This window comes from Piscinibacter defluvii, from assembly GCF_004011805.1.
In the GTDB taxonomy this organism is placed as follows: domain Bacteria; phylum Pseudomonadota; class Gammaproteobacteria; order Burkholderiales; family Burkholderiaceae_C; genus Piscinibacter; species Piscinibacter defluvii.
The window spans coordinates 98429-119845 of the sequence record NZ_RCHJ01000016.1 but is presented as its reverse complement, the minus strand read 5'-3'; the positions used below and the strand labels follow the sequence as shown (position 1 = coordinate 119845).

At 71.6% G+C, this 21417-nt stretch carries 24 protein-coding genes; 16 read left to right on the top strand and 8 right to left on the bottom strand.

Annotated elements, in window-relative coordinates; all coding sequences use genetic code 11:
• Positions 1 to 58 precede the first annotated feature (58 nt).
• From D9C15_RS24090 to D9C15_RS24080, 3 genes are read left to right on the top strand one after another with little or no spacing between them, the layout of a single operon-like run.
• On the top strand, positions 59 to 841 hold the full coding sequence (locus tag D9C15_RS24090) for an SDR family oxidoreductase (protein WP_128001011.1): 783 nt from the start codon (positions 59 to 61) through the stop codon (positions 839 to 841).
• Position 842: 1 nt separating this feature from the next.
• Complete coding sequence (locus D9C15_RS24085; RefSeq protein ID WP_128001010.1) at positions 843 to 1505, top strand: YceH family protein; 663 nt, start codon at positions 843 to 845, stop codon at positions 1503 to 1505.
• A 2-nt stretch (positions 1506 to 1507) separates the two neighbouring features.
• A complete protein-coding gene (locus D9C15_RS24080) occupies positions 1508 to 1933 on the top strand; it encodes an acyl-CoA thioesterase (protein WP_128001111.1) in 426 nt (141 codons plus the stop codon).
• On the opposite strand, the gene D9C15_RS24075 is transcribed toward D9C15_RS24080, so the two are convergent.
• Positions 1920 to 3560, bottom strand: coding sequence for a flavin monoamine oxidase family protein (locus D9C15_RS24075; protein WP_164886832.1), 1641 nt, complete (start codon positions 3558 to 3560; stop codon positions 1920 to 1922). The genes D9C15_RS24080 and D9C15_RS24075 overlap by 14 nt on opposite strands.
• A 180-nt stretch (positions 3561 to 3740) precedes the next feature.
• On the opposite strand from D9C15_RS24075, the gene D9C15_RS24070 reads away from it, so the two are divergent.
• Positions 3741 to 5717 carry a TonB-dependent receptor plug domain-containing protein gene (locus D9C15_RS24070; RefSeq protein ID WP_128001008.1) on the top strand — a complete coding sequence of 659 codons (1977 nt, stop codon included), beginning with the start codon at positions 3741 to 3743 and terminating at the stop codon, positions 5715 to 5717.
• A gap of 5 nt (positions 5718 to 5722) precedes the next feature.
• Entirely contained in the window at positions 5723 to 6256 is a 534-nt protein-coding gene (locus D9C15_RS24065) for a YfiR family protein (RefSeq protein WP_128001007.1), read from the top strand.
• 19 nt (positions 6257 to 6275) lie between these two features.
• Here the strand turns inward: D9C15_RS24065 and D9C15_RS24060 are convergent, their stop codons facing one another.
• Both D9C15_RS24060 and D9C15_RS24055 read right to left on the bottom strand, forming a co-directional pair.
• Positions 6276 to 6836: a LuxR C-terminal-related transcriptional regulator gene (locus tag D9C15_RS24060; protein WP_128001006.1), complete on the bottom strand. Its 561-nt coding sequence runs from the start codon at positions 6834 to 6836 to the stop codon at positions 6276 to 6278.
• On the bottom strand, positions 6833 to 7261 hold the full coding sequence (locus tag D9C15_RS24055) for a PaaI family thioesterase (protein WP_205854889.1): 429 nt from the start codon (positions 7259 to 7261) through the stop codon (positions 6833 to 6835). The genes D9C15_RS24060 and D9C15_RS24055 overlap by 4 nt, the downstream gene beginning before the upstream one ends.
• Positions 7262 to 7354: 93 nt before the next feature.
• Between D9C15_RS24055 and D9C15_RS24050 the strand changes: the two genes are divergently transcribed.
• From D9C15_RS24050 to D9C15_RS24035, 4 genes are all read left to right on the top strand, one after another.
• Positions 7355 to 8065 carry a CoA transferase subunit A gene (locus D9C15_RS24050; RefSeq protein ID WP_128001005.1) on the top strand — a complete coding sequence of 237 codons (711 nt, stop codon included), beginning with the start codon at positions 7355 to 7357 and terminating at the stop codon, positions 8063 to 8065.
• A gap of 1 nt (position 8066) precedes the next feature.
• Positions 8067 to 8705, top strand: a complete 639-nt coding sequence (locus tag D9C15_RS24045) for a CoA transferase subunit B (RefSeq protein WP_128001004.1) — start codon at positions 8067 to 8069, stop codon at positions 8703 to 8705.
• Positions 8706 to 8730: 25 nt separating this feature from the next.
• On the top strand, positions 8731 to 9849 hold the full coding sequence (locus D9C15_RS24040; RefSeq protein ID WP_128001003.1) for a helix-turn-helix domain-containing protein: 1119 nt from the start codon (positions 8731 to 8733) through the stop codon (positions 9847 to 9849).
• A gap of 75 nt (positions 9850 to 9924) precedes the next feature.
• A complete protein-coding gene (locus D9C15_RS24035; protein WP_128001002.1) occupies positions 9925 to 10389 on the top strand; it encodes a hypothetical protein in 465 nt (154 codons plus the stop codon).
• Here D9C15_RS24035 and D9C15_RS24030 read toward each other — a convergent pair.
• Positions 10386 to 11423: a quinone-dependent dihydroorotate dehydrogenase gene (locus D9C15_RS24030; protein WP_128001001.1), complete on the bottom strand. Its 1038-nt coding sequence runs from the start codon at positions 11421 to 11423 to the stop codon at positions 10386 to 10388. The genes D9C15_RS24035 and D9C15_RS24030 overlap by 4 nt on opposite strands.
• Before the next feature lie 59 nt (positions 11424 to 11482).
• Between D9C15_RS24030 and rpiA the strand changes: the two genes are divergently transcribed.
• Together rpiA and D9C15_RS24020 are read left to right on the top strand one after the other, a co-directional pair.
• Positions 11483 to 12142 carry a ribose-5-phosphate isomerase RpiA gene (gene rpiA, locus D9C15_RS24025; RefSeq protein ID WP_128001000.1) on the top strand — a complete coding sequence of 220 codons (660 nt, stop codon included), beginning with the start codon at positions 11483 to 11485 and terminating at the stop codon, positions 12140 to 12142.
• 53 nt (positions 12143 to 12195) lie between these two features.
• On the top strand, positions 12196 to 12384 hold the full coding sequence (locus tag D9C15_RS24020) for a hypothetical protein (RefSeq protein WP_128000999.1): 189 nt from the start codon (positions 12196 to 12198) through the stop codon (positions 12382 to 12384).
• Here the strand turns inward: D9C15_RS24020 and mnmC are convergent.
• The 4 genes from mnmC to earP form a co-directional block, all read right to left on the bottom strand.
• Entirely contained in the window at positions 12350 to 14320 is a 1971-nt protein-coding gene (gene mnmC, locus D9C15_RS24015) for a bifunctional tRNA (5-methylaminomethyl-2-thiouridine)(34)-methyltransferase MnmC2/FAD-dependent 5-carboxymethylaminomethyl-2-thiouridine(34) oxidoreductase MnmC1 (protein ID WP_128000998.1), read from the bottom strand. The two genes, D9C15_RS24020 and mnmC, sit on opposite strands and share 35 nt — an antisense overlap.
• On the bottom strand, positions 14317 to 15240 hold the full coding sequence (locus D9C15_RS24010) for a heme-dependent oxidative N-demethylase subunit alpha family protein (protein WP_128000997.1): 924 nt from the start codon (positions 15238 to 15240) through the stop codon (positions 14317 to 14319). The genes mnmC and D9C15_RS24010 overlap by 4 nt, the downstream gene beginning before the upstream one ends.
• A 62-nt stretch (positions 15241 to 15302) precedes the next feature.
• A complete protein-coding gene (gene efp / locus D9C15_RS24005; RefSeq protein WP_128000996.1) occupies positions 15303 to 15857 on the bottom strand; it encodes an elongation factor P in 555 nt (184 codons plus the stop codon).
• A 118-nt stretch (positions 15858 to 15975) separates the two neighbouring features.
• Complete coding sequence (gene earP, locus D9C15_RS24000) at positions 15976 to 17007, bottom strand: elongation factor P maturation arginine rhamnosyltransferase EarP (protein ID WP_128000995.1); 1032 nt, start codon at positions 17005 to 17007, stop codon at positions 15976 to 15978.
• Between the two features lie 34 nt (positions 17008 to 17041).
• Between earP and uvrC the strand changes: the two genes are divergently transcribed.
• The 5 genes from uvrC to D9C15_RS23975 all read left to right on the top strand — a co-directional run bounded on the left by uvrC (position 17042) and on the right by D9C15_RS23975 (position 21408).
• On the top strand, positions 17042 to 18934 hold the full coding sequence (uvrC, locus tag D9C15_RS23995; protein ID WP_128000994.1) for an excinuclease ABC subunit UvrC: 1893 nt from the start codon (positions 17042 to 17044) through the stop codon (positions 18932 to 18934).
• Positions 18921 to 19424 carry a hypothetical protein gene (locus D9C15_RS23990; RefSeq protein WP_310734491.1) on the top strand — a complete coding sequence of 168 codons (504 nt, stop codon included), beginning with the start codon at positions 18921 to 18923 and terminating at the stop codon, positions 19422 to 19424. The genes uvrC and D9C15_RS23990 overlap by 14 nt, the downstream gene beginning before the upstream one ends.
• Positions 19425 to 19476: 52 nt before the next feature.
• The gene (gene pgsA / locus D9C15_RS23985; RefSeq protein ID WP_128000993.1) at positions 19477 to 20043 is read left to right on the top strand and encodes a CDP-diacylglycerol--glycerol-3-phosphate 3-phosphatidyltransferase; all 567 of its coding nucleotides are present in this window, start codon (positions 19477 to 19479) and stop codon (positions 20041 to 20043) included.
• Positions 20044 to 20078: 35 nt separating this feature from the next.
• Positions 20079 to 20921, top strand: a complete 843-nt coding sequence (locus tag D9C15_RS23980) for a DMT family transporter (RefSeq protein ID WP_128001108.1) — start codon at positions 20079 to 20081, stop codon at positions 20919 to 20921.
• Positions 20922 to 21135: 214 nt separating this feature from the next.
• Positions 21136 to 21408 carry an HU family DNA-binding protein gene (locus tag D9C15_RS23975; RefSeq protein ID WP_128000992.1) on the top strand — a complete coding sequence of 91 codons (273 nt, stop codon included), beginning with the start codon at positions 21136 to 21138 and terminating at the stop codon, positions 21406 to 21408.
• Positions 21409 to 21417 lie beyond the last annotated feature (9 nt).

Here is a 21417-nt window from a genome sequence, read left to right as displayed (position 1 = left end):
CAGCGCGGCCTGCGTGCTATCGTCGCCGGCACCCATCCACCCCCGAGAGCGGCACGACATGAGCTACACGATCGATCTGGCCGGGCGCGTGGCGCTGGTCACCGGCGCGTCCAGCGGGCTGGGCGAGCAGTTCGCGCGCACGCTGGCCCGGGCCGGCTGCGCCGTGGTGCTGGCCGGCCGGCGCGTCGAGCGGCTGAAGACCCTGCGTGCGGAGATCGAGGCCGGCGGCGGCGATGCCCATGTGGTGGCGATGGACGTCACCGACCTGGTGAGCATCAAGGCCGCCGTGGCCCACGCCGAGACCGAGATGGGCACGCTCGACATCCTGGTCAACAACTCCGGCGTCAGCACCACGCAGAAGCTGGTCGACGTGACCGAGGACGACTACGACTACGTGTTCGACACCAACACCAAGGGCGCCTTCTTCGTCGCGCAGGAGGTCGGCAAGCGCATGCTGGCGCGTGCCAAGGGCGCGGCGCCGGGCACCTTCACCGGCGGGCGCATCGTCAACGTGGCGTCGATGGCCGGGCTGCGCGTGCTGTCGCAGATCGGTGTCTACTGCATGAGCAAGGCCGCGGTGATCCACATGACCCGCGCCATGGCGCTCGAGTGGGGCCGCTACGGCATCAACGTCAATGCGATCTGCCCGGGTTACATCGACACCGAGATCAACCACCACCACTGGCAGACCGAGCAGGGCCAGAAGCTGATCGAGATGCTGCCGCGCAAGCGCATCGGCCAGCCGCAGGACCTGGACTCGACGCTGATGATGCTGGTGGCCAACCAGAGCCACTTCGTCAACGGGGCCGTGATCCAGGTCGACGACGGCTTCGCGGTGTGAGATGCGTGCGCTCTCGATCCTCGAAGCGCGTGTGCTCGGCGTGCTGGTCGAGAAGCAGCACACCGTGCCGGACAGCTACCCGCTCTCGCTGAACGCGCTCACGCTCGGCTGCAACCAGAAGACCGCGCGCGACCCGGTGCTCAACGCCAGCGAGGCCGAGGTGCAGGCCACGCTGGACGCGCTCAAGTCGCTCAGCCTGGTGTTCGAGGTGAGCGGTTCGCGCGTCACGCGCTACGAGCACAACATCGGCCGCGTGCTGGGTGTGCCGTCGCAGTCGGTCGCGCTGCTGTCGGTGCTCGCGCTGCGCGGACCGCAGACCGCCTCCGAGCTGCGCGCCAACTGCGAGCGCCTGCACCGCTTCGCCGACGTGTCCTCGGTCGAGGCCTTCCTCGACGAACTGGCCGCGCGGCCGGAGGACAAGGGCGGCCCGCTCGCGCTCAAGCTGCCGCGTGCACCCGGCGCGCGCGAGCCGCGCTGGACGCAGCTGCTCACCGGTGCGGTGGACGTCGCCGCGCTGCCGGTGGCCGCCGCGGGCGAGGACTTCGTCGCCGCCACCGAGATCGCCGCGCTGAAGGCGCAGCAGCAGTCGCTGCGCGCCGAGGTCGAGCAGCTGCGCAGCCTGGTCGAGCGCCTCTATGCCGAGCTGGGAGTGAGCAAGGGATGACGCTGCGCTTCACCGTGCCCGAGCACAAGACGCTGGTGCACGAGATGGTGATCACTATCCGCTGGGGCGACATGGACGCGATGGGCCATGTCAACAACACGGTCTACTTCCGCTACTTCGAGATCGCGCGGCTGGCCTGGTTCGACCGCATCGGCTGCCCGCCCAACCCGGCCGGCGAGGGGCCGGTGATCGTCAACGCGTTCTGCAACTTCATCCGCCAGCTCGAGTACCCCGGCGAGGTGATCGCGCGGCACTACGTCGCCCACCCCGGCCGCACCAGCTTCGACACCTTCCTGACCCTGGCGCGCACCGACGCGCCGGACATCGTCTGCACCGAGGGCGGTGCCAAGGTGGTGTGGGTGGACTTCCCGAAGCAGAAGTCCGTGCCGCTGCCCGAGCGGTTGCGGGCCCTGATCAGCGGGGCGTGACCCCGAGGGTCTCGAGCATCTCGACGCCGGCTCGCTCGCCTTCCGCGGCGGCGCCTTCCATGAAGCCCTGGAAGTCGAACGAGCAGTGCTCGCCGGCGAAGAACACGTTCCCCTGGCGCACGCGCTCGTAGCCGGCGATGGTCTCGTACTGGCCGATGCGGAAGTAGGAGTACGAGCACTTCATGTTCGGGTCCAGGTGCGGCAGGCCCTGGGTGGAGCGGCCGTTCCACAGCGCCGCCAGGCCGGGGAACACCGGCTCGATCTGGCCGAGGAAACGCAGCGCGTCCTGGCGCACCGCAGGCACCGTGGCGGTGGCGAAGGGCAGGGTGCTGCTCATGGCGTCGGCGAACGGCCCGCCGGCGTAGCCGACCAGGATGCCGGCCGCGCCGGGCTGGGCGCGCGAGGTCTCCCAGCTCGACTGGTAGCCGGTGTCGCCATAGCTCGAGCCGTTGCCGATGCCCGGCCAGTGTCCGCGCTCGTTCCACAGCCGGCGCGTGAACTGCAGGTGCTGCTTGCTCTGGCGGCCGCGGCCGAGCTGCTGGATGGCGTGGTGCTTGAGCGCGTCGAAGCCGGCGTGTGCGTAGTCCAGCTCGCGCAGCACGGCGAACGGGGTGGTCAGCAGCACCAGGTCGGCCAGCTCGACGCGGGTGGTCGAGCCCTCGAGGAACACCAGCTCGTAGCGGCCGTCGGCGCGCCGGCGGATCGCCTGCAGCCGCATGCCCAGGCGCAGCGCCTGGGCGCCCAGGTGCTGGGCGATGGCCTGCGGCAGCTGCTGGTTGCCGCCGCGCAGGTGGTACTTCTCGTCCGAGATGCCGAACATGTGCAGCTCGTTCCAGCTCGGCTGGTAGCCCAGCAGGTAGACCAGGTTCAGCGCCGACTGCTCGCGCGTGTCGCTGTTGAGCTCGATGTAGTAGGCCGTGTCCAGCAGCGCACCCAGCGGCGACGCGTGGCCGCCCGGCACGCGCGACTCGATCCAGTCGTACAGGCTCATGCGGTTGAGCATGCGGCCCCAGGCCGTGCTCTCGTATACCGTGGTGTACGGCCCGGCGCGGCGCAGGTCCTCGCGCAGCAGCGGCGCGATCTCCTTGAAGTCGCGGTCGGCCTGCGCCTTCGGGTAGTACTGGCCGAAGAAGCGGTAGGTCTCCTCCGAGCCGCGCGGCTCGGCGGCGTGCAGGTCGTCCAGCACCAGGCCGAAGCGCTGTGCCAGGCGCAGCATGGTCTCGTGGCCGCTGTCGATCAGCTCGCCGCACCACTCGAACACCTGGCCCTGGTCGAAGTAGCTGGTGTTGGAGAACATGCGCCCGCCGATGCGGTGGCCGGCCTCGTAGACCGTGGCGGCCACGCCGTGGTCGGCCAGCTTCAGCGCCGCAGCCAGGCCGGCCATGCCGGCGCCCACGATCGCGATGCGCGGCTGGCCTTGCGCGTGCGCCGCACGCGGCGCGGCCAGCGCGCCGGTGGCCAGGGCGGCGGCACCGAGGAAATCGCGCCGCGACAGCCCGGCCCGCCGCGCATCGGGGCGCGGCGCGCGGGCGGCGCGCAGGGCCTGCACGTCCAGGCCGAGCGCCTGGGCACGCTGATGCTCGCGGGCCAGTTGGACGATCGAGCGAAGCAGCGGGGTGCGGGCCACGGCGGTCTCCTGAAAGGGGCCCGATTCTGGCGGCGGGGCGGCCACTCACGCGTGTCGGAATGCACGCCCGGCGTCGGCGCAACGAATTGAGACGTCTGACCCTCACTTATCGTGGTCTCGAGCGTCGGCCGTTCGCCTAGCGTGTCAGGGCCCGCGGTACGGGCACTGGAGAAGCTGTCCATGACTCGTCGATTCCGGCCCTGGCCGGCTGCTGTGGCGCCGGCGCTGGTCGCGGCGTGGTGTGCCGCGGGCGCGGCCGAGAACGGCGACGCGGCCGACCTCGAGGCGCTGCTGAACCAGCCGGTCTACGCGGCCTCGAGATTCGCGCAGGACGCGGCCGACGCCCCCGCGGCGGTGACGGTGCTGACGGCCGGCGACATCCGCGCCTTCGGCTGGCGCACGCTGGCCGAGGTGCTGAACGGCGCCCGCGGCGTGTTCCTGCGCTACGACCGGTTCTACCAGTACGTCGGCGTGCGCGGCCTGGCTCGGCCGGGCGACTTCTCGTCGCGCCTGCTGATGCTGATCGACGGCATGCGCGTCAACGACAACATCTACGACCAGGCCGGTGCCGGGCGCGAGTTCCCGCTCGACATCGGCCTGATCGAGCGGGTCGAGTTCATCCCCGGGCCCGGCTCGGCGCTGTACGGCTCGAACGCCGTGCTGGGCGTGGTCAACATCGTCACGCGTTCCGGCGCCGCCATGCTCGGACAGGCGGTCGAGGCCGAGCTCGGTTCGGCGGGCAGCCGGCGCATCGGCTTCAGCAGCGGCAGCGAATGGGGCGAGGGCCGCGTGCTGGTGGCCGGTCGCAGCGAGCTGCGGCCGGGCGAATCCCTCCACTTTCCCGAGTTCGGTGACGCGTCCGCGCCCGCGGCCTGGAGCAACGGCGGCGACCGCGAAACCGACCGCAAGCTGTTCGCCCGCTGGACCCAGGGCGAGCTCACCGCCACCGGGCTGCTCTCGCAGCGGCGCAAGCTGATCCCGACCGGCGCCTTCGGCACCGTGTTCGGCAGCCGCGACACCTCCGGCACCGACCGCTATGCCTTCGCCGACCTGCAGTGGCAGCGCGACCTCGACGCGCAGCGCCAGCTGGTGCTGCGCGGCAGCGTCGGCCAGTACGAGTTCGACGGCCGCTTCGACTACGGCCCGCCCGACGGCCGCCAGCACCTGGACCAGACCGGCCGCTGGATCGACCTCGAGACCCGCTGGCTCTGGTCCGGCTGGACCGGCCACCGCCTGGTGCTGGGGCTGGAACTGCGCCAGAACCTGGCGCAGCGCCAGCGTTCGTCCTTCGACGGCGAGGACGGCGGCGTCGCGGCCGACATCCAGGGCCGCTCGCGTCGCTTCGGTGTCTTCGTCAATGACGAGTGGACGCTGGCGCCGTCGTTGCGTGCCGTGCTCGGTGCCCGCGTGGACCGCCAGCTCGACGGCGGCCACGTGGCCACGCCGCGTCTGGCGCTGGTCTGGACGGCCGCCCCCGGGCTGCAGCTCAAGGCGCTGGACGGCCGCGCGTTCCGCGAGCCGAACGCCTACGAATCGCAGTACGAGGACCTGTTCGTGCGCGCCAACCCGCAGCTCAGGCGCGAATCGCTGCGCGCCCGCGAACTGGCCGTCGAGTGGCGCGCGCTGGCGCAGCTGCGCCTGGCCGGCTCCTTGTACCGCTACGAGGTGAGCGACCTGATCGAGCAGCAGTTCGACGAGCTCACCGAGCGGCTGGTCTACAACAACGCCGGCACCGTGCACTCCGGCGGCGCCGAGCTCGAAGGCGACTATGTCGACTCGAGCGGCTGGCGCGTGCGCGCGAGCTGGACGCGCCAGCGCACCCGCGAGGCCGGCAGCGAGCAGCAGATCGGCAACTCGCCGGCCACGCTGCTCAAGCTGCACACCACGCTGCCGGTGGCGCGCCATGCGGCGCGTGTCGGCGTCGAGGCGCAGCGTGTGGGCACGCGGCGCACGCTCGCCGGCGACACGCTGGCGCCTCACCTGCTGGTGGGACTGACCGTGCAGGTCGACCCGCCCGGCTCGGCCTGGTGGCTGTCGGGCAGCATCTACAACCTGTTCGACCGCGCCTACGCCGATCCGGGCGGCCCCGAGCTGGTGCAGGACCAGCTCGCGCAGGACGGCCGGCAGTGGCGCCTGCAGCTCGGCCTGCGCTTCTGAGCCGCATGGCCTGGCGCCGCCGCTCGCTGCTGGCCTGTGCCGCGGCGCTGCCGCTGGGCATGGCGGCACGGGCGCAGACGCTCGACGAGGCGCGCGTCAAGGCGCGCCTGACGCTCACGCTGGCGCGCTACACGCAATGGCCGGCCGCCAGCGCCGGTGCCGGCAGCGATGCGCTGGTGCTGTGCGTGGCGCAGCGCAGCGACGTGCTTGCCCTGGCCTTCGGCGAGCTGGCCGGGCAGGCCGTGGCCGGCCGGCCTGTGCGGGTGCTGACCAGTCCGCCGCCGGCGGCGGCCGGCTGCCATGTGCTGTTCGTGCAGGATGGCGCCGAGCGCGACGCCGCGGCGCTGCTGGCGGCGGCCCGCGGGACGCCCGTGCTGACGGTCGGCGACGGCGACGGCTTCGTGGCGCGCGGCGGCATGGTCGAGCTGGTCAACGTCAACGACGCGATGCGTCTGGACGTCAACCTGCGCGCGCTGCGGTCCGCCCGGCTCGAGCTGAGCAGCCGCGTGCTGCAGCTGGCGCGGCAGGTGCGGGAGTGAGCCCAGGATTCACGGCGCGTCAGCCGCGCAGCAGCTTCTGCACCAGTTCCGGTGTGGTGGCCGCGCGGTGCTTCTTCATCAGCCGGGCGCGGTAGACGTCCACCGTGCGCGGGCTGATCGCGAGCTTCCTGCCGATCAACTTGCTGGTCAGGCCCTCGATCAGCAGCGCGGCGATCTCGCGCTCGCGCGGCGTCAGGTCGACCGACAGGCGGCGGCGCGAGGACAGGTCCTCGAAGGCCCAGATGCCGGCCGCATGCGGTGCCGACGGGTCGAGCGCGCGGCCCGACACATGGCACCAGAACAGCTCGCCGCGTTGCGGGCCGTCGACCCGCTTCATCACGCGCTCGTCGGCGTAGAAGCCGTTCGTGTCGAGGCTCGCGACGATGCGTTCGCCGGTGCGCTCGAACTCGTCGTGGGTCGGGTACAGCACCTCGAAGCTGCACCCCACCAGCTGCTCGCGCTGCGCGCCGAACATCGCCAGCGCCGCCTGGTTGCAGTCCACCATCAGCCGGTTGCGCGACAGCACCAGTCCGATCGGTGCCAGGTCGAAGGCGGTGCGGTAGTCGAGCTCGCGGCTCACAGCAGCGCGCAGGTGGTGGTGGCGTGGGCGGCCAGCATCTCGTCGGCCGTCGTGATGCGCACCTCGCCGAACACCAGGCTGCGGCCCATGCGCAGCACCTTGGCGCGCACCTGCGCGACACCCGACTCGGCCGGCACCGGGCGCAGGAAGCTGGTCTGCAGCTGCACCGTGCTCATCGGCTTGAAGCCGCCGGCGCGTGTCATCACGGCCAGCACCATCGCGGTGTCGGCCGCCGCCATCAGCGTCTGGCCCGACACCACGTTGCCCACGTGCACATGCTGCGGCGTGACGGGCAGGGCGAGCAGCACCTCGCCGGCCTGGGCGTCGATGACGCGCAGGTCGAGCTGCTGCACCCAGGGCGCGAACACGGTGTGCAGCGCGTGCTCGAGCATCGCGCGGTCCACCGTCGAGCTGCTGTTCTCCATGCTTCCTCCTCCCGTTAGTTGATTCTACGTAACGACTACGTAATGCGATACGTAGTACGCTCCCGCGCTGTTCCGTTTCGAGGAGACAGGCGGATGAACAAGGTCTATCCGAGCGCAGCCAAGGCGCTCGAAGGCATCGTGCGCGACGGCCAGCTGCTGGCCGTCGGCGGCTTCGGGTTGTGCGGCATTCCCGAGGCGCTGATCGATGCGCTGCGCGACAGCGGCGCGAGGAACCTGACGGTGATCTCGAACAACGCGGGGGTCGACGGCTTCGGCCTCGGCAAGCTGCTCGAGACGCGCCAGATCAGGAAGATGATCTCGAGCTACGTCGGCGAGAACAAGGAGTTCGAGCGCCAGTACCTGGCCGGCGAGCTCGAGCTCGAGTTCACGCCGCAGGGCACGCTGGCCGAGAAGCTGCGCGCCGGCGGCGCGGGCATCCCGGCCTTCTTCACCCGCACCGGCGTCGGCACGGTGGTGGCCGAGGGCAAGGAGACGCGCGAGTTCGACGGCCACGTCTACGTGATGGAGCGGTCGCTCAACCCCGAGGTCTCGCTGGTCAAGGCCTGGAAGGCGGACAAGAGCGGCAACCTGATCTTCCGCCGCACCGCGCGCAACTTCAACCCGGCCGCGGCGATGGCCGGGCGCATCACGGTGGCCGAGGTCGAGGAGATCGTCGAGACCGGCACCTTCGACCCCGATGCGGTGCACCTGCCCGGCATCTACGTGCACCGCCTGGTGCTCAATGCCACGCCCGAGAAGCGCATCGAGAAGCGCACCACCAAGCAGAACCCGAAGGGAGCCTGACATGGCCTGGACCCACGACCAGATGGCCGCGCGCGCGGCCCAGGAACTCGCCGACGGCTTCTACGTGAACCTCGGCATCGGGCTGCCGACGCTGGTGGCCAACTTCGTCTCGCCCGACATCGAGGTCTGGTTGCAGAGCGAGAACGGCATGCTCGGCATCGGCCCGTTCCCCGACGAGAGCGAAGTCGACGCCGACCTGATCAACGCCGGCAAGCAGACCGTCACCACGCTGCCCGGTTCGAGCATCTTCGGCAGCCACGACAGCTTCGCGATGATCCGCGGCGGCAAGATCAACCTGTCGATCCTCGGCGCGATGCAGGTCAGCGAGAAGGGCGACCTGGCCAACTGGATGATCCCGGGCAAGATGGTCAAGGGCATGGGCGGGGCGATGGACCTGGTGGCCGGCGTCAAGAGCGTGGTCGTGCTGATGGAGCACGTCGCGAAGAAGAAGGACGGCGGCATCGACCTGAAGATCCTGCCGCACTGCACGCTGCCGCTGACCGGCGTGGGCGTGGTCGACCGCATCATCACCGACCTGTGCGTGCTCGACGTGACGCCGCACGGCCTGAAGCTCGTCGAGCTCGCGCCGGGGGTGACGCGCGAAGAGGTGCAGGCAAAGACGGGCGTGCCGCTGCAGTGAGGCGGTGCCCGGCGGCGCCGGGTGCATGAGCCCGGCCGAGGCCTATCACGCGCTGCTCGGGGCGTCGGTGGCGCTCTCGGCGGCGATCCTGGTGGCGCTGTGGCGCGACCACGGACTCGAGCCGCGCCTGCGCCGCGCCGTGGCCGGCATGGCCGTGGCGGGGGCGCTCTACAACCTGCTGTCCGGCCCCCTGGCCGAGGCCCTCGGCCGCGAGCTGCTGCCGCTGGCCCGGGCCCTGGCCGCGGCCGCGGTCGTGCTGCTGTGGTCTGCGGTGCGTCAACTGTTCCAGGGGCACGACCGGCTGTCGCGCGTGCCGGGGCTGGTGCCCGCGCTGATCGGCGTCGGCCTGCTGCTGCCGGGCGCGGCGGCGAGCCTGCAACCTGCCTTGCGGCCCCTGGCGGCGGTCGCGATCGTGCTGGTGGCCGGCGCCGCGGTCGCCCACATGCTGTGGCTGCTGGTGGCCGGCTGGGGAGATGACCTCGATGCCTTTCGGCGCCGCCTGCGCCTGCTGCTGGCCGGCGGGGGATCGCTCTACGTCGGTGCGGTGCTGCTGCTGTACCTGGCGGGTGGCCTGCAGGGTCGGCCGCTGCTGGCCGCGGCCTGGCTGAGCGCGGCGCAGGCGCTGTTCAAGCTGGCCTGGCTGGCGCTGACGGTCGGGCAGCCCAGCCCGCTGGTGCGCCTGTACGCCACCAGCCACCTGCCCGAGCCCACGCCGCTGCAGCCCCTGCCCACGCCGGCCGAAGCCATGGCGGCGCGCCACGCCGCCGCCATCCTCGCCGCGATGGAGGGCGAGCGGCTGTACCGGCGCGCCGGCCTGGCGATCGGCGACCTGGCGCGGCACCTGTCGCTGCCCGAACACCGCGTGCGCGCCGTCATCAACGGCCACCTCGGCTTTCGCAACTACAGCGCCTTCCTCAATCACTTCCGCCTGCGCGAGGTCGCACGGCGGCTGTGCGATCCGGCCGAGGCGCATCTGCCGATCCTGTCGATCGCGCTGGACAGCGGCTACGCCAGCATCGGGCCGTTCAACCGCGCCTTCCGCGAGGCGTTCGGCCAGACCCCGGGCGACTTCCGGCGCGGCGGCGGCACGCGCGGACAGGCCGAAACCTCGACGCCGCTGGCCGATTCCGGAAACGGCCGCTGATCGGGTGGTTCCGGCGCGACCGGGGCCCGGCCTGGCGTCGACCATCGGCGCGTGTCCAACCTCCGACCCGTTCCCATGCTCCGCTTCCGTGCCCCGCGTCGTGCCGTCCTCGCCGCCATCCTGTCCAGCGTGCTGCTTTCCGCCTGCGGCGGCGGCGATTACTGGGACGAGTTCGTCCCGCGCGATCCGACCATCGACGACATCGAGTCGCAGTCCTTCGTCTTCACCGACTTCAGCTACGGCGCGGTGTTCGATCCGGCGCTCGACCACACCCGCACCACGCTGGCGTTCGGCCCGGCCTCGGCCGACGGCAGCGCCCACCGGCTGCCCTTCAGCTTGCTGGCGGACGGGGCCGCGGCCGCAGGCCGCGCCCGGCTGCAGGGACCACGGCTGACGCTGGACATCGAGTCGGCCGGCAGCGGCCTGCCGTTCACCGTCGGACAGCGACTCGACTTCGACCTCCAGGCCGACATCGACGACGGCCGGATCCGCCTGACCAACCGGTCCAGCGGCGTGCAGCAGACCTCGGCGCCGCGCTAGGGCTGCTTCAGCGCGCGCGCCGCCTCGGTCACCAGCGGCGGCCCCCGGTAGATGAAGCCGGTGTAGAGCTGCACCAGGTCGGCGCCGGCGTCGCGCTTGGCGCGCGCGTCGGCACCACTCATCACGCCGCCCACGCCGATGATCGGGTAGCCCGGCCCGAGCGCCGCACGCAGCAGCCGGATCACCCGGTTGCTGGCCTCGAACACCGGCGCGCCCGAGAGTCCGCCGGCCTCCTCGCCGTGCGGCAGGTGCTTCACCGCCTCGCGGGCGATCGTGGTGTTGGTGGCGATCACGCCGTCGATGCCGTTCTTGCGCAGCGAGGCGGCGATCACCTGCACCTGCGCCTCGTCGAGGTCGGGCGCGATCTTCACGAACACCGGCACGCGGCGGGCGTGCATCGCGGCCAGCTGCGCCTGGCGGCCGCCGATCGCACCGAGCAGCGCATCGAGGGCCGCGTCGCTCTGCAGCTCGCGCAGGTTCTTCGTGTTCGGGCTCGAGATGTTGACCGTCACGTAGTCGGCGTGCGGGTAGACACCGTCCAGGCAGGCCAGGTAGTCGTCGGCCGCACGCTCGATCGGCGTGGCGGCGTTCTTGCCGATGTTCAGGCCGAGGATGCCGCCGCCCGATCGGAAGCGTGCGCGTTTCACGTTGGCGAGGAAGGCCTCGAGCCCGTCGTTGTTGAAGCCGAGCCGGTTGATCAGCGCATTCGCCTCGGGCAGGCGGAACATGCGCGGCCTGGGGTTGCCCGGCTGCGCCTTCGGCGTGACGGTGCCGACCTCGACGAAGCCGAAGCCCATCGCACCGAAGGCGTCGATGCAGCGGCCGTTCTTGTCCAGCCCGGCGGCCAGGCCGATGCGGTTCGGGAAGCGCAGGCCGGCCAGCGTCACCGGGTCGTCCACACGCTCCTGCGCGAATCCGCAGCGCAGCGGCGTGTGCTGCAGGCGCTCGAGGGTGGCGAGGGTGAGGTCATGGGCCTGCTCGGGATCGAGGCCGAAGAGGAACGGGCGGGCGAGGGCGTAGGGCAGCAGGGCCATGCGGGAGGCTCTTGGATAATCGCCGGATTCTCTCAAACCACCGCCGCGTACCCGCTGCCATGACCCAGGACGAACTCAAGGCCCTCGTGGGCCAGGCCGCGCTGGCCTACGTGCAACCCGGCACCGTGGTGGGCGTGGGCACCGGCTCGACGGTGAACTGCTTCATCGACGCGCTGGCGACGATGAAGGACCGGATCGCCGGCGCGATCTCCAGCAGCGAGAAGAGCACCCAGCGCCTGCAGGCGCACGGCATCGCGGTGCTGGACAGCAACAGCGTCGAGCGGGTGCCGGTCTACGTGGACGGCGCCGACGAGATCGACCACCGCGGCTTCATGATCAAGGGCGGCGGCGCCGCGTTGACGCGCGAGAAGATCGTCGCCGACCTGGCGGAGCGCTTCGTCTGCATCGCCGACGAATCCAAGCTGGTGCGCACGCTCGGGCGCTTCCCGCTGCCGGTGGAGGTGATCCCGATGGCCACCGCGCAGGTGGCGCGCCGCTTCGCGGCGATCGGCGGCGACGCGGGGCTGCGCGACGGCGTGGTCACCGACAACGGCTGCTGCATCCTCGACGTGCGCGGCTTGGCCATCACCGACCCGTTGGGGCTGGAGCAGGAGATCAACCAGTGGCCCGGCGTGGTGACCGTGGGCATCTTCGCGCGCCACCGCGCCGGCACCTGCCTGCTCGGCACGCCGGCCGGCGTGCGCACGCTCAACTTCTGAATAACCGCCCGGAAAACGCGTAACCTCGGGGCGGCGCAACAAGAGGACGGTCCATGGCCAAGCCGAATTACCAGTACGAGAAGCGCCAGCGCGAACTGGCCAAGAAGCAGAAGAAGGAAGAGAAGGCGCGCGAGAAGGCCGAGCGCAAGTCCGGCCCGGGCGGCGGCGAAGCCGCGTCCGGCGGCGACGCGCCGGATGCGCCGGCCGCTAGCCCCGCGCCGGCCCGCCCCGAGGGGGGCTGAGCGAGCGTTCGCGCCGCGCCGCGCGCGAAAGGAAGCGCGCCGGATCGACCGCGTCGAGCAGGCTGGCCTCCACCGGCGCCGGGGAGCCGCACACCCAGCCGGCCAGCACGCGGGCGCCCAGCGCCATCCAGGTGAGGCCACGCGAGCCCAGACCGGTGAACGCGAACAGGCCCGGCAGGCGTGGCACGGCACGCGGCTGCAGCGGGCCGATGCCGAGGGCTTCGTCCGGCCAGGCACCGATCAGCGGCAGCCGGTCCGGCGCCGTGCAGCGCCAGCCGACGCGCCCCGTGCACGCGGCGGCCTCGATCGGCAGCGGCCGGCCGCTCAGCAGCTGAAGCTGCGCCAGGTTGTGCCGGTGGTCGGCCTCGCGCAGTGCGGGTTCCGGGTCGCCGCGCTGCGCTGTGGCGCCGAACCAGAGCCGGCCGTCGATCGCCGGCAACACGTAGCCGTGGCCCGAGATCGGCAGGCGGGGCCCGAGACGCGCCTCCTCGGGCAGGCGCGCGAGGTCGAGGCCGGAGATCTGGCCGCGCAGCGAGTCGAGCGCGATGAGCGTGCTGCCGGCCAGCCGAAGCGCGTCGTGCGCGTTGGCCAGCACCACCGTGCCGCTCTCGGCGAGTGTCGTGCCCTGCGCGTCGAGCAGGTGCCAGCGGTTGCCGTGGCGCTCGAGCCGGTCGACGGCGACGCCGCCGCACCAGCGGACCGCCTCGCCCGCCTGCGTGAGCAAGGCGGCGGCGAGGCGCGCCGGTGCGACCCAGCCGCCGCCGGGATAGAACCACGCCGCGGCCGGCAGGTCGAGGCCGGCCCGCGCCGCCGCCTGCGCACGGTCGAGCACCTGCACATAGTCGGACGGCAGGCCCTGGGCATCGAGCAGCGCCTGCATCGCGGACGGGGCGAGCGTCGCTTCGAGCCGCAGCAGGCCCTGCGCCGACCCCGGCACGCCCTGTGTCTCGATCGCGTGGGCGACGGCGCGCTGCGCCTCCAGCGCGGCGGCGCGGTTCCAGCGCGCGTGCACCCCATCCTCGCCGTGCAGCGTGCCGTGGAACAGGCCAGCGGGGTTGCCCGAGCCTTCGCAGGCCGGCACCGGGTGCCGGTCGAGCAGCGTGCTGCGCCAGCCGTGCTGCGCCAACGCAAAGGCCGCGGCACAGCCCGCCAGCCCGCCGCCGACGATCACGGCCTCGCGCTCCACCGCGCGCGGTGCCGGGCGGCCCGGCGGCAGCCGGGTCTCGACATGGACCGGTGCGTAGACCGCCTGCGTGATGTCGCGCTTGCCGCCGATGCCGGCGCCGCGCTCGACCGCGAAGCCGGCCGCGGCCAGCGCCTCGCGCACCGGCCGCGCAGCCGACCAGGTGGCCGCGGTCGCGCCGACGCGGCAGCGTCGCGCGATCTGCCGCATCAGCTCGGGCGACCACATCGCCGGGTTGCGCGCGGGGGCGAAGCCGTCCAGGAACACCGCGTCGACCTGCAGCACCAGCTCGGGCAGCCAGTCCTGCACGTCGCCGAAGGCCAGCAGCAGTTCGACACGCCCGTCATCGAAGACCAGCCGGTGCAGGCCGTGCACCAGCGGCGGCCAGGCCGCAATCAGCTGCGCCGCGAGGCCGGCCAGTTCGGGATCGCGCCGCAGCGTCGACAGCGCGGCGCGCGGCAGCGGATGCATCTCGATCGAGACCAGGTGCAGGCGCTCGCAGCGCGCCGGGTCGCTGCGCCAGGCCTGCCAGAGGGCGAGGAAGTTGTTGCCGAGGCCGAAGCCGGTCTCGAGCACGACGAAGCGCTCGCGCCCCTGCCAGCGCCGCGGCAGGCCGTTGCCGGCCAGGAACACATGACGTGCCTGCGCCAGTGCGCCGCCGTGCGGGTGGTAGACATCACCATGTGCCGGCGAGAACGGCCGTCCGTGGGCGTCCGTCTCCGGCACGGCCGGCTGCAGCGGCCGCGACTTCATCGCTGCGCGGCGAGCCAGGCGAGCAGGCGTTCGCGGGCGTCGGTCAGCCCGCGGTAGGCCAGCACCGCCGCGCTCATGCTGGCGATCGCCTCGTGCAGCCGCGCGGCCTGCTCGGCCGTGCTGATCGCCTCGGCGAGCGGGCGCGCCTCGACATGGATCGTGAACACCGCCTGGCCGAGCTCGGGGGCGGGAATGAAGGTCTGCCGTTCGGTGCGGAACCAGGCCCGCGCAGCCAGCGCCCCGGCATCCGCATCCGCCGGCCAGGGCGGCAGCACCGTGCGCGCCGGGTGGTGGTCGAGCGCACCGTCGCTCGAGACGGTCCAGACGAAGCGCTCCCAGCGTTCCGCGCCGGTCACGAGGCGTGCGAGATGGTCGCTCGCGGCCAGCAGCACGCGGTTGTCGGCCACCGGCGCATGCACCTCGGCGAAGTGGCGGCCGACCTTCTGCCGCGGTGACCAGTGCGAGGGCAGGCAGACCGCGAGCCAGGGGATGGTCGCGCCGGCGCCGTCGAGGATGGCGAAGTCTTCGGCGAACGCCAGCGCCAGCAGGCCGGCGCGGCGCCAGGGCGGGGGGAGCGCCTGCAGCACTGCGCCGATGGATGGATCGCCGTCGCCATGCACCGCCTCGCCGCGCACCGACCAGCCCAACAGCGGCGCGGCCAGTTCCTGCGCGTTGCCCGCGAGGGCCTGCGGATGCTCCTGCGCGGCATGCGCCTCGAGCCGCGCCAGCATCGGCGCCGCATCGAACCCGGGCACCTGCAGCAGCGCCTCGCCGGCGTGGTGGTGCAGCACCCGCAGCTTGGCCACGAGCGCCGCATCGCCGGGCCGATTGGGCGTGAGCTGCACCGCGCCCGGCGGCAGGCGCCGCAGCCCCGGCTGCATGCGAAACGGTACGGCGACGGCGGCGAAGTCGAACGGCATGGCGTTGATGAAAGAGAAAGGGCGCCTGTCGAGGCGCCCTTGTCGTGGCCCGCGCTGCGGCGTTATACGCGCTTGCGGTACTCGTGCGTGCGGGTGTCGATCTCGACCTTGTCGCCGTTCTCGACGAACAGGGGCACCGAGATCTCGAAGCCCGTGCCGACCAGGCGAGCCGGCTTCATCACCTTGCCGGAGGTGTCGCCCTTGACGGCGGGTTCGGTCTGGATCTCGCGCACCACGGTGGTGGGCAGTTCGACCGAGATCGCCTTGCCGTCGTAGAACACCACCTCGACGGGCATGCCGTCTTCCAGGTAGCTGATGGCGTCGCCCATGTTCTCGGCCTCGACCTCGAACTGGTTGTAGTCGGCGTCCATGAACACGTACATCGGGTCGGCGAAGTAGGAGTAGGTGCACTCCTTCTTGTCGAGCACGATCTGGTCCATCTTGTCGTCGGCCTTGAAGACGACTTCCGTGCCCGAGCTGTTGAGCAGGTTCTTCAGCTTCATGCGCACCGTGGCGGCGTTGCGGCCGCCGCGGCTGTACTCGGTCTTGAGCACGACCATCGGGTCCTTGCCCTGCATGATCACGTTGCCGGCGCGGATTTCCTGTGCGATCTTCATGGTGACTTCCGTGTTACCCGTGGAGCGAGGCGGCGTTGGGTCGGGGAGGTGGCGCCGCCCGGGCGCGGCGTGGGGCCCCGAAGGCACTCGTGAGCCAGTCCGCGCAAAGCCCGCAATTCTAGCGTTTTTCGGCCACGAACCTGAAAAGCTGGCCCGTCAGGTCGTCCTGCGCGAGCAGTCCGTCGCGCCAGCGCAGGACCTGGGCTCGCCAGGCCTCGAACTCCGGCAGCACGAGGGCCGGGACGGCGTCGTTCCAGGCGTCATGCAGCGTCCGGCAGGCGCCGGCCAGCGCGGCGTCGGCGCCGGCCAGGAAACGATCCAGGAAGGCGGCCAGCTTGGCGCGGTGCGCGGCGTCGTGCTGCGGGTAGATGTGCCAGACGAACGGCCGCCCGGCCCATTGGGCGCGCACGAACGAATCCTCGCCGCGCACCAGGTTGAGGTCGCAGCTCCACAGCAGCCGGTCGTAGTCGGTCTGCGTCAGCCAGGGCAGCGTGACGGCCCGCAGCGCCCCGCTGTGCCGGCGCTCCTGCAGCAGCGTGGTGGCCGGGCCGGGCGTGGCCAGCAGCAGGGTGGGGCGGTCGCCCAGCGCCTCGAGCAGCGCCGGCAGCGGCGCACCGTCGTAGCAGAACAGGCTGACGACCCGCTCGCCGGGCGCACGCGGCCAGCCGTGGTCGGCCAGCCACGCGTCACCGTCGAAGCAGGCTTGCCGCTGCAGCAAGCCCGGCTCGCGCAGCAGCCCGCCGGTGGCCGGCGTGAAGCCCGGGTAGAAGAACCACTTGGTCAGACCGTTGCGCTGCGGCGAGGGCAGCCGGTGCGAGCGCTCGACATAGGGCTCGGCGCTCAGGTACTCGAGGTTGATCCAGACCGGCGCGGGTTGCCGTGCGGCCAGCGCGGCGACGACGGCCTCGGGCAGCTCGCAGCCGAAGGCCTCGATCACCACGTCGCCCGGCGCTGCGCCGGCGATGGCCTCGTCCCAGGCGTGCACCTGCACGCCGGGCGAGCCCTGCGGCGCCATCCAGGCCAGCGCCGTGGCGTCGTCGACCCACAGCCGCACCGATTCGCCGCGCCCGGCCAGGTCGGCCGCGAGGCGCCAGCACACGCCGAGGTCGCCGTGGTTGTCGACCACGCGGCAGTACAGGTCCCACAGCATGCGGCCGATTATCCCGGCTCGATAATCCGCGCCGATGGACGAACTCCCGGTCGACCCGCCCCCCAGCGACCTGCGCCAGCGCCTGCTCGAGGAGGTGGCGGCGCTGCCATCGCGGCCGGGCGTCTACCGCTACTTCGACGCCGCCGGTCAGGTGCTGTACGTCGGCAAGGCACGTGACCTGAAGAAGCGCGTCTCGAGCTACTTCCACAAGACCCATGCCGATGCGCGCATCGGGTTGATGGTCGAGAAGATCGCGCGGCTCGAGACCACGGTGGTGCGCACCGAGGCCGAGGCGCTGCTGCTCGAGAACAACCTGATCAAGACGCTGCAGCCGCGCTACAACATCCTGTTCCGCGACGACAAGAGCTACCCCTACCTGAAGATCGTCTCGCACCGCTTCCCGCGCATCGCCTACTACCGCGGCGCGGTGGACCAGAAGCACCGCTACTTCGGCCCGTACCCGAGCGCCTGGGCGGTGAAGGAGTCGATCCAGCTGCTGCAGAAGGTGTTCCGCCTGCGCACCTGCGAGGACACCGTGTTCACGAACCGCACGCGGCCCTGCCTGCTCTACCAGATCAAGCGCTGTTCGGGGCCCTGCGTGAACCTGATCGACGCGGACGACTACGCCCGCGACGTGGCCAACGCCGAGCGCTTCCTGCGCGGCGGCGAGCAGGAGGTGATGGACGCGCTGCAGGCGCAGATGATGGCCCGCGCCGAGGCGCTGCAGTACGAGAAGGCGGCCGAGATCCGTGACCAGATCGGCGCGCTCTCGCGCGTGCTGCACCGCCAGGCGGTGGAGGACAACAGCGGCGTGACGACCAAGGATGCCGACATCCTGGCCGCACGCGTCGAGGGCGGGCGGGCCTGCGTCAACCTGGCGATGGTGCGCGGCGGCCGCCACCTCGGCGACCGGCCCTACTTCCCGGCCCATGTCGACGCAGCGGCCGAGTTCGGCGAGGAGCGCACGCCGGAGCTGCAGGTGCTCGAGGCCTTCATCGCCCAGCACTACCTCGACGGCGCCGCGCCGCCGCTGCTGATCACGAGCCACGCGGTCGACCCGGCGCTGCTGGAGGCGCTGTCCGCGGCCGGGGGCGTCAAGGTGGGCGCGCAGCACCAGCCGCGCGGCCAGCGGCGCGCCTGGCTCGACATGTGCGAGGAGGGCGCGCGCCTGAAGCTGGCCCAGCTGCTGGCCGAGGAAGGCTCGCAGCGCGAGCGCACTCGTGCACTGGTCGACGCTCTGGACCTCGCCGTGCAGGATCTCGACACCTTTCGCATCGAGTGTTTCGACATCAGTCACACCGCCGGTGAAGCCACCCAGGCATCGTGTGTCGTGTTCGAGAACCACCGCATGCAGAGTTCACAGTACCGGCGCTTCAACATCGAGGGCATCACCGGCGGCGACGACTACGCCGCGATGCGCCAGGTGCTGACGCGGCGCTATGCCAAGCTGGCCGAAGGCGCCGCAGGCGGCCACGCCCGGCTGCCCGACCTGGTGCTGGTGGACGGCGGGCGCGGCCAGGTCGCGATGGCGCGCGAGGTGTTCGAGGAACTCGGCCTCGACCTCGGGCTGATCGTCGGCGTCGAGAAGGGCGAGGGCCGCAAGGTGGGCCTCGAGGAACTGGTGTTCGCCGACGGCCGGCCCAAGGTGGCGCTCGGCCGCGAGTCGGCGGCGTTGATGCTGGTGGCGCAGATCCGCGACGAGGCGCACCGCTTCGCGATCACCGGCATGCGAGCCAAGCGCGCCAGCGTGCGCACCGGCGGCAGCCGGCTGGAGGACATCCCGGGGGTGGGCCCGCGCAAGCGCGCCAAGCTGCTGCAGCGCTTCGGCGGCGTGCGCGGGGTGGGGCATGCGAGCGTCGACGATCTGGCCAGCGTCGACGGCATCTCGAAGGAACTGGCGGAGGAAATCTATCGTGCATTGCATTGATCGGCGCGTCGCGCTCGGATTGGTCATCGGCGCCGGGCTGGCCGGCTGCGCCTCGCCGCCACCGGCACCGGCGCCGGCCGCCCCGGTGGCGCGGGCTCCGGCGCCGGCACCTGCACCGGCGGCCGCGCCGCGCATCACCAATCCAAAGGTCTCGCAGGCCGGCGACGCACGGGCCTACCGCGTGGACGGTGCCCGGGCCATCTACGCCACCTACCCGGACCGCATCTTCAAGGGCAAGCTGCCGCCGCTGCTGTACGCGATCGTGGTCGTCGAGACCGAGCTCGATTCGAACGGCAACGTGCGCGCCGTCAACATGCTGCGCACGCCGAGCCACGCGCCCGAGGTCACGGCGCGCGTGCGCGAGATGATCCGCCAGGCCTCGCCGCTGCCGGCACCGGCGCGGCTCGGCACGGTCAAGTACACCGACACCTGGCTGGTCGACAAGAGCGGGCGCTTCCAGCTCGACACCCTGACCGAGGGCCAGCTGTAGCCCAGCATCCCCGCGATCGGACGCGGGGAAGAACTTCGGCACAATCCGGCCGATGTTCTTCAATCTCCCGACCCTGCTGACCTGGGCGCGCATCGTCGCGATTCCGCTGATCGTCGGGGTGTTCTACCTGCAGCTCGAGCCGGGGCTGCAGAACCTGCTGGCCACCGTGCTGTTCGTCGTCGTCGCCCTGACCGACTGGGCCGACGGCTGGCTGGCGCGGCGCATGAACCTGACCTCCTCGTTCGGCGCCTTCCTCGATCCGGTGGCCGACAAGTTCCTGGTCTGCGCCGCGCTGCTGGTGCTGGTGCACCTGAACCGGCTGCACGCGCTGGTGGCGCTGGTGATCATCGGGCGCGAGATCGCGATCTCGGCGCTGCGCGAGTGGATGGCGCAGATCGGCGCCTCGCGCAGCGTGGCCGTGCACATGCTCGGCAAGGTGAAGACCACGGTGCAGATGGTCGCGATCCCGTTCCTGCTGTTCGACGGCCACCTGTTCGGCGTGATCGACACCCACTGGTGGGGCACGCTGCTGATCTACGTGGCAGCCGTGCTGACGATCTGGTCGATGGTGTACTACCTGCAGAAGGCGCTGCCCGAGATCCGGGCCAAGGTGCGTTGAGCTTGTCGGTGCCGACCTCGGCCCCGCTGCGGGCCATGCCCTGGGTGTTCGTGCTGATCTGGAGCACCGGCTTCATCGTCGCGCGCTACGCGATGCCGCATGCGCCGCCGCTGTCCTTCCTGGCGCTGCGCTACGCGCTCTCGGTGCTGTGCTTCGGTGCCTGGCTTGTGGTGCTGCGCCCGGCCTGGCCGGCACGCTCCGAGTGGCTGCACCTGTCGGTCAGCGGCGTGCTGATGCATGCCGGCTACCTGGGCGGTGTGTGGGCCGCGGTCAAGCACGGCATCGGCGCCGGCACCGTCGCGCTGCTGGTGGGCCTGCAGCCGGTGCTGACCGCCGTGTGGCTGAGCATGCGCGCGAGCCACGGCGACGCGCGGGCGGTGAGCGCGCGCCAGTGGCTCGGCCTGGTGCTCGGGCTCGGCGGCCTGGCCCTGGTGGTCTGGCGCAAGCTCGGCGCGGGCGAGGTCACGCCGCTGAACGTCGCGCTGGCCCTCTTCGCCTTGCTGAGCATCACCGTCGGTACGCTGTACCAGAAGGCCCATGTGCGCGTGGCCGACGTGCGGATGGCCAACCTGGTGCAACTGCTGGCCGCGTTCGCCGCCACGCTGCCGCTGGCCTTGCTCGAGACCGAGCCGATCACCTGGCATCCGGAGCTGATCGGCGCGCTGGCCTGGTCGGTGCTCGCGCTGACGCTGGGCGGCAGCTCGCTGCTGTACCTGCTGATCCAGCGCGGTGCGGCGACGCAGGTCACGAGCCTGCTCTACCTCGTGCCGCCGTGCACCGCGCTGCTCGCCTGGCTGCTGTTCGGCGAGGCCTTCACCGGCACCATGCTGCTGGGCATGGCGATGACGGTGACTGGCGTCGCACTGGTCGTGCGCTGATACTTTCATGCCGCGCTGCAGTGCACACTGCAGTGCCTGCTGCGTGCCCGATGTGCGACGTCGGATGCAAATGATTGCGCATAGAATCGCGCTCCGCGCTTGACAGTGGCAGGGGGCAGGGCTGTAATGAACCGAGCCGGCTGCACCGGGACGGATGCAGTCCGATGCACCCAACCGAATTCCTTCGAGACACCTTTTGAGAGGGGGTAGACACGTGAACAAGTCGGAATTGATCGAGCACATCGCACGACAGGCAGACATCTCCAAGGCCGCGGCCACACGCGCGCTGGAGGCCATGATCAGCGGTGTGAAGGCGACGCTGAGGAAGAACAACAGCGTCTCGCTGGTCGGCTTCGGCACCTTCAGCGTCAGCAAGCGCGCCGCGCGCAGCGGACGCAACCCCCGCACCGGCGCCACCATCAAGATCAAGGCCGCCAAGGTGCCCAAGTTCCGCCCGGGCAAGGCGCTGCGCGACGCGCTGAACTGATCCGGTCCC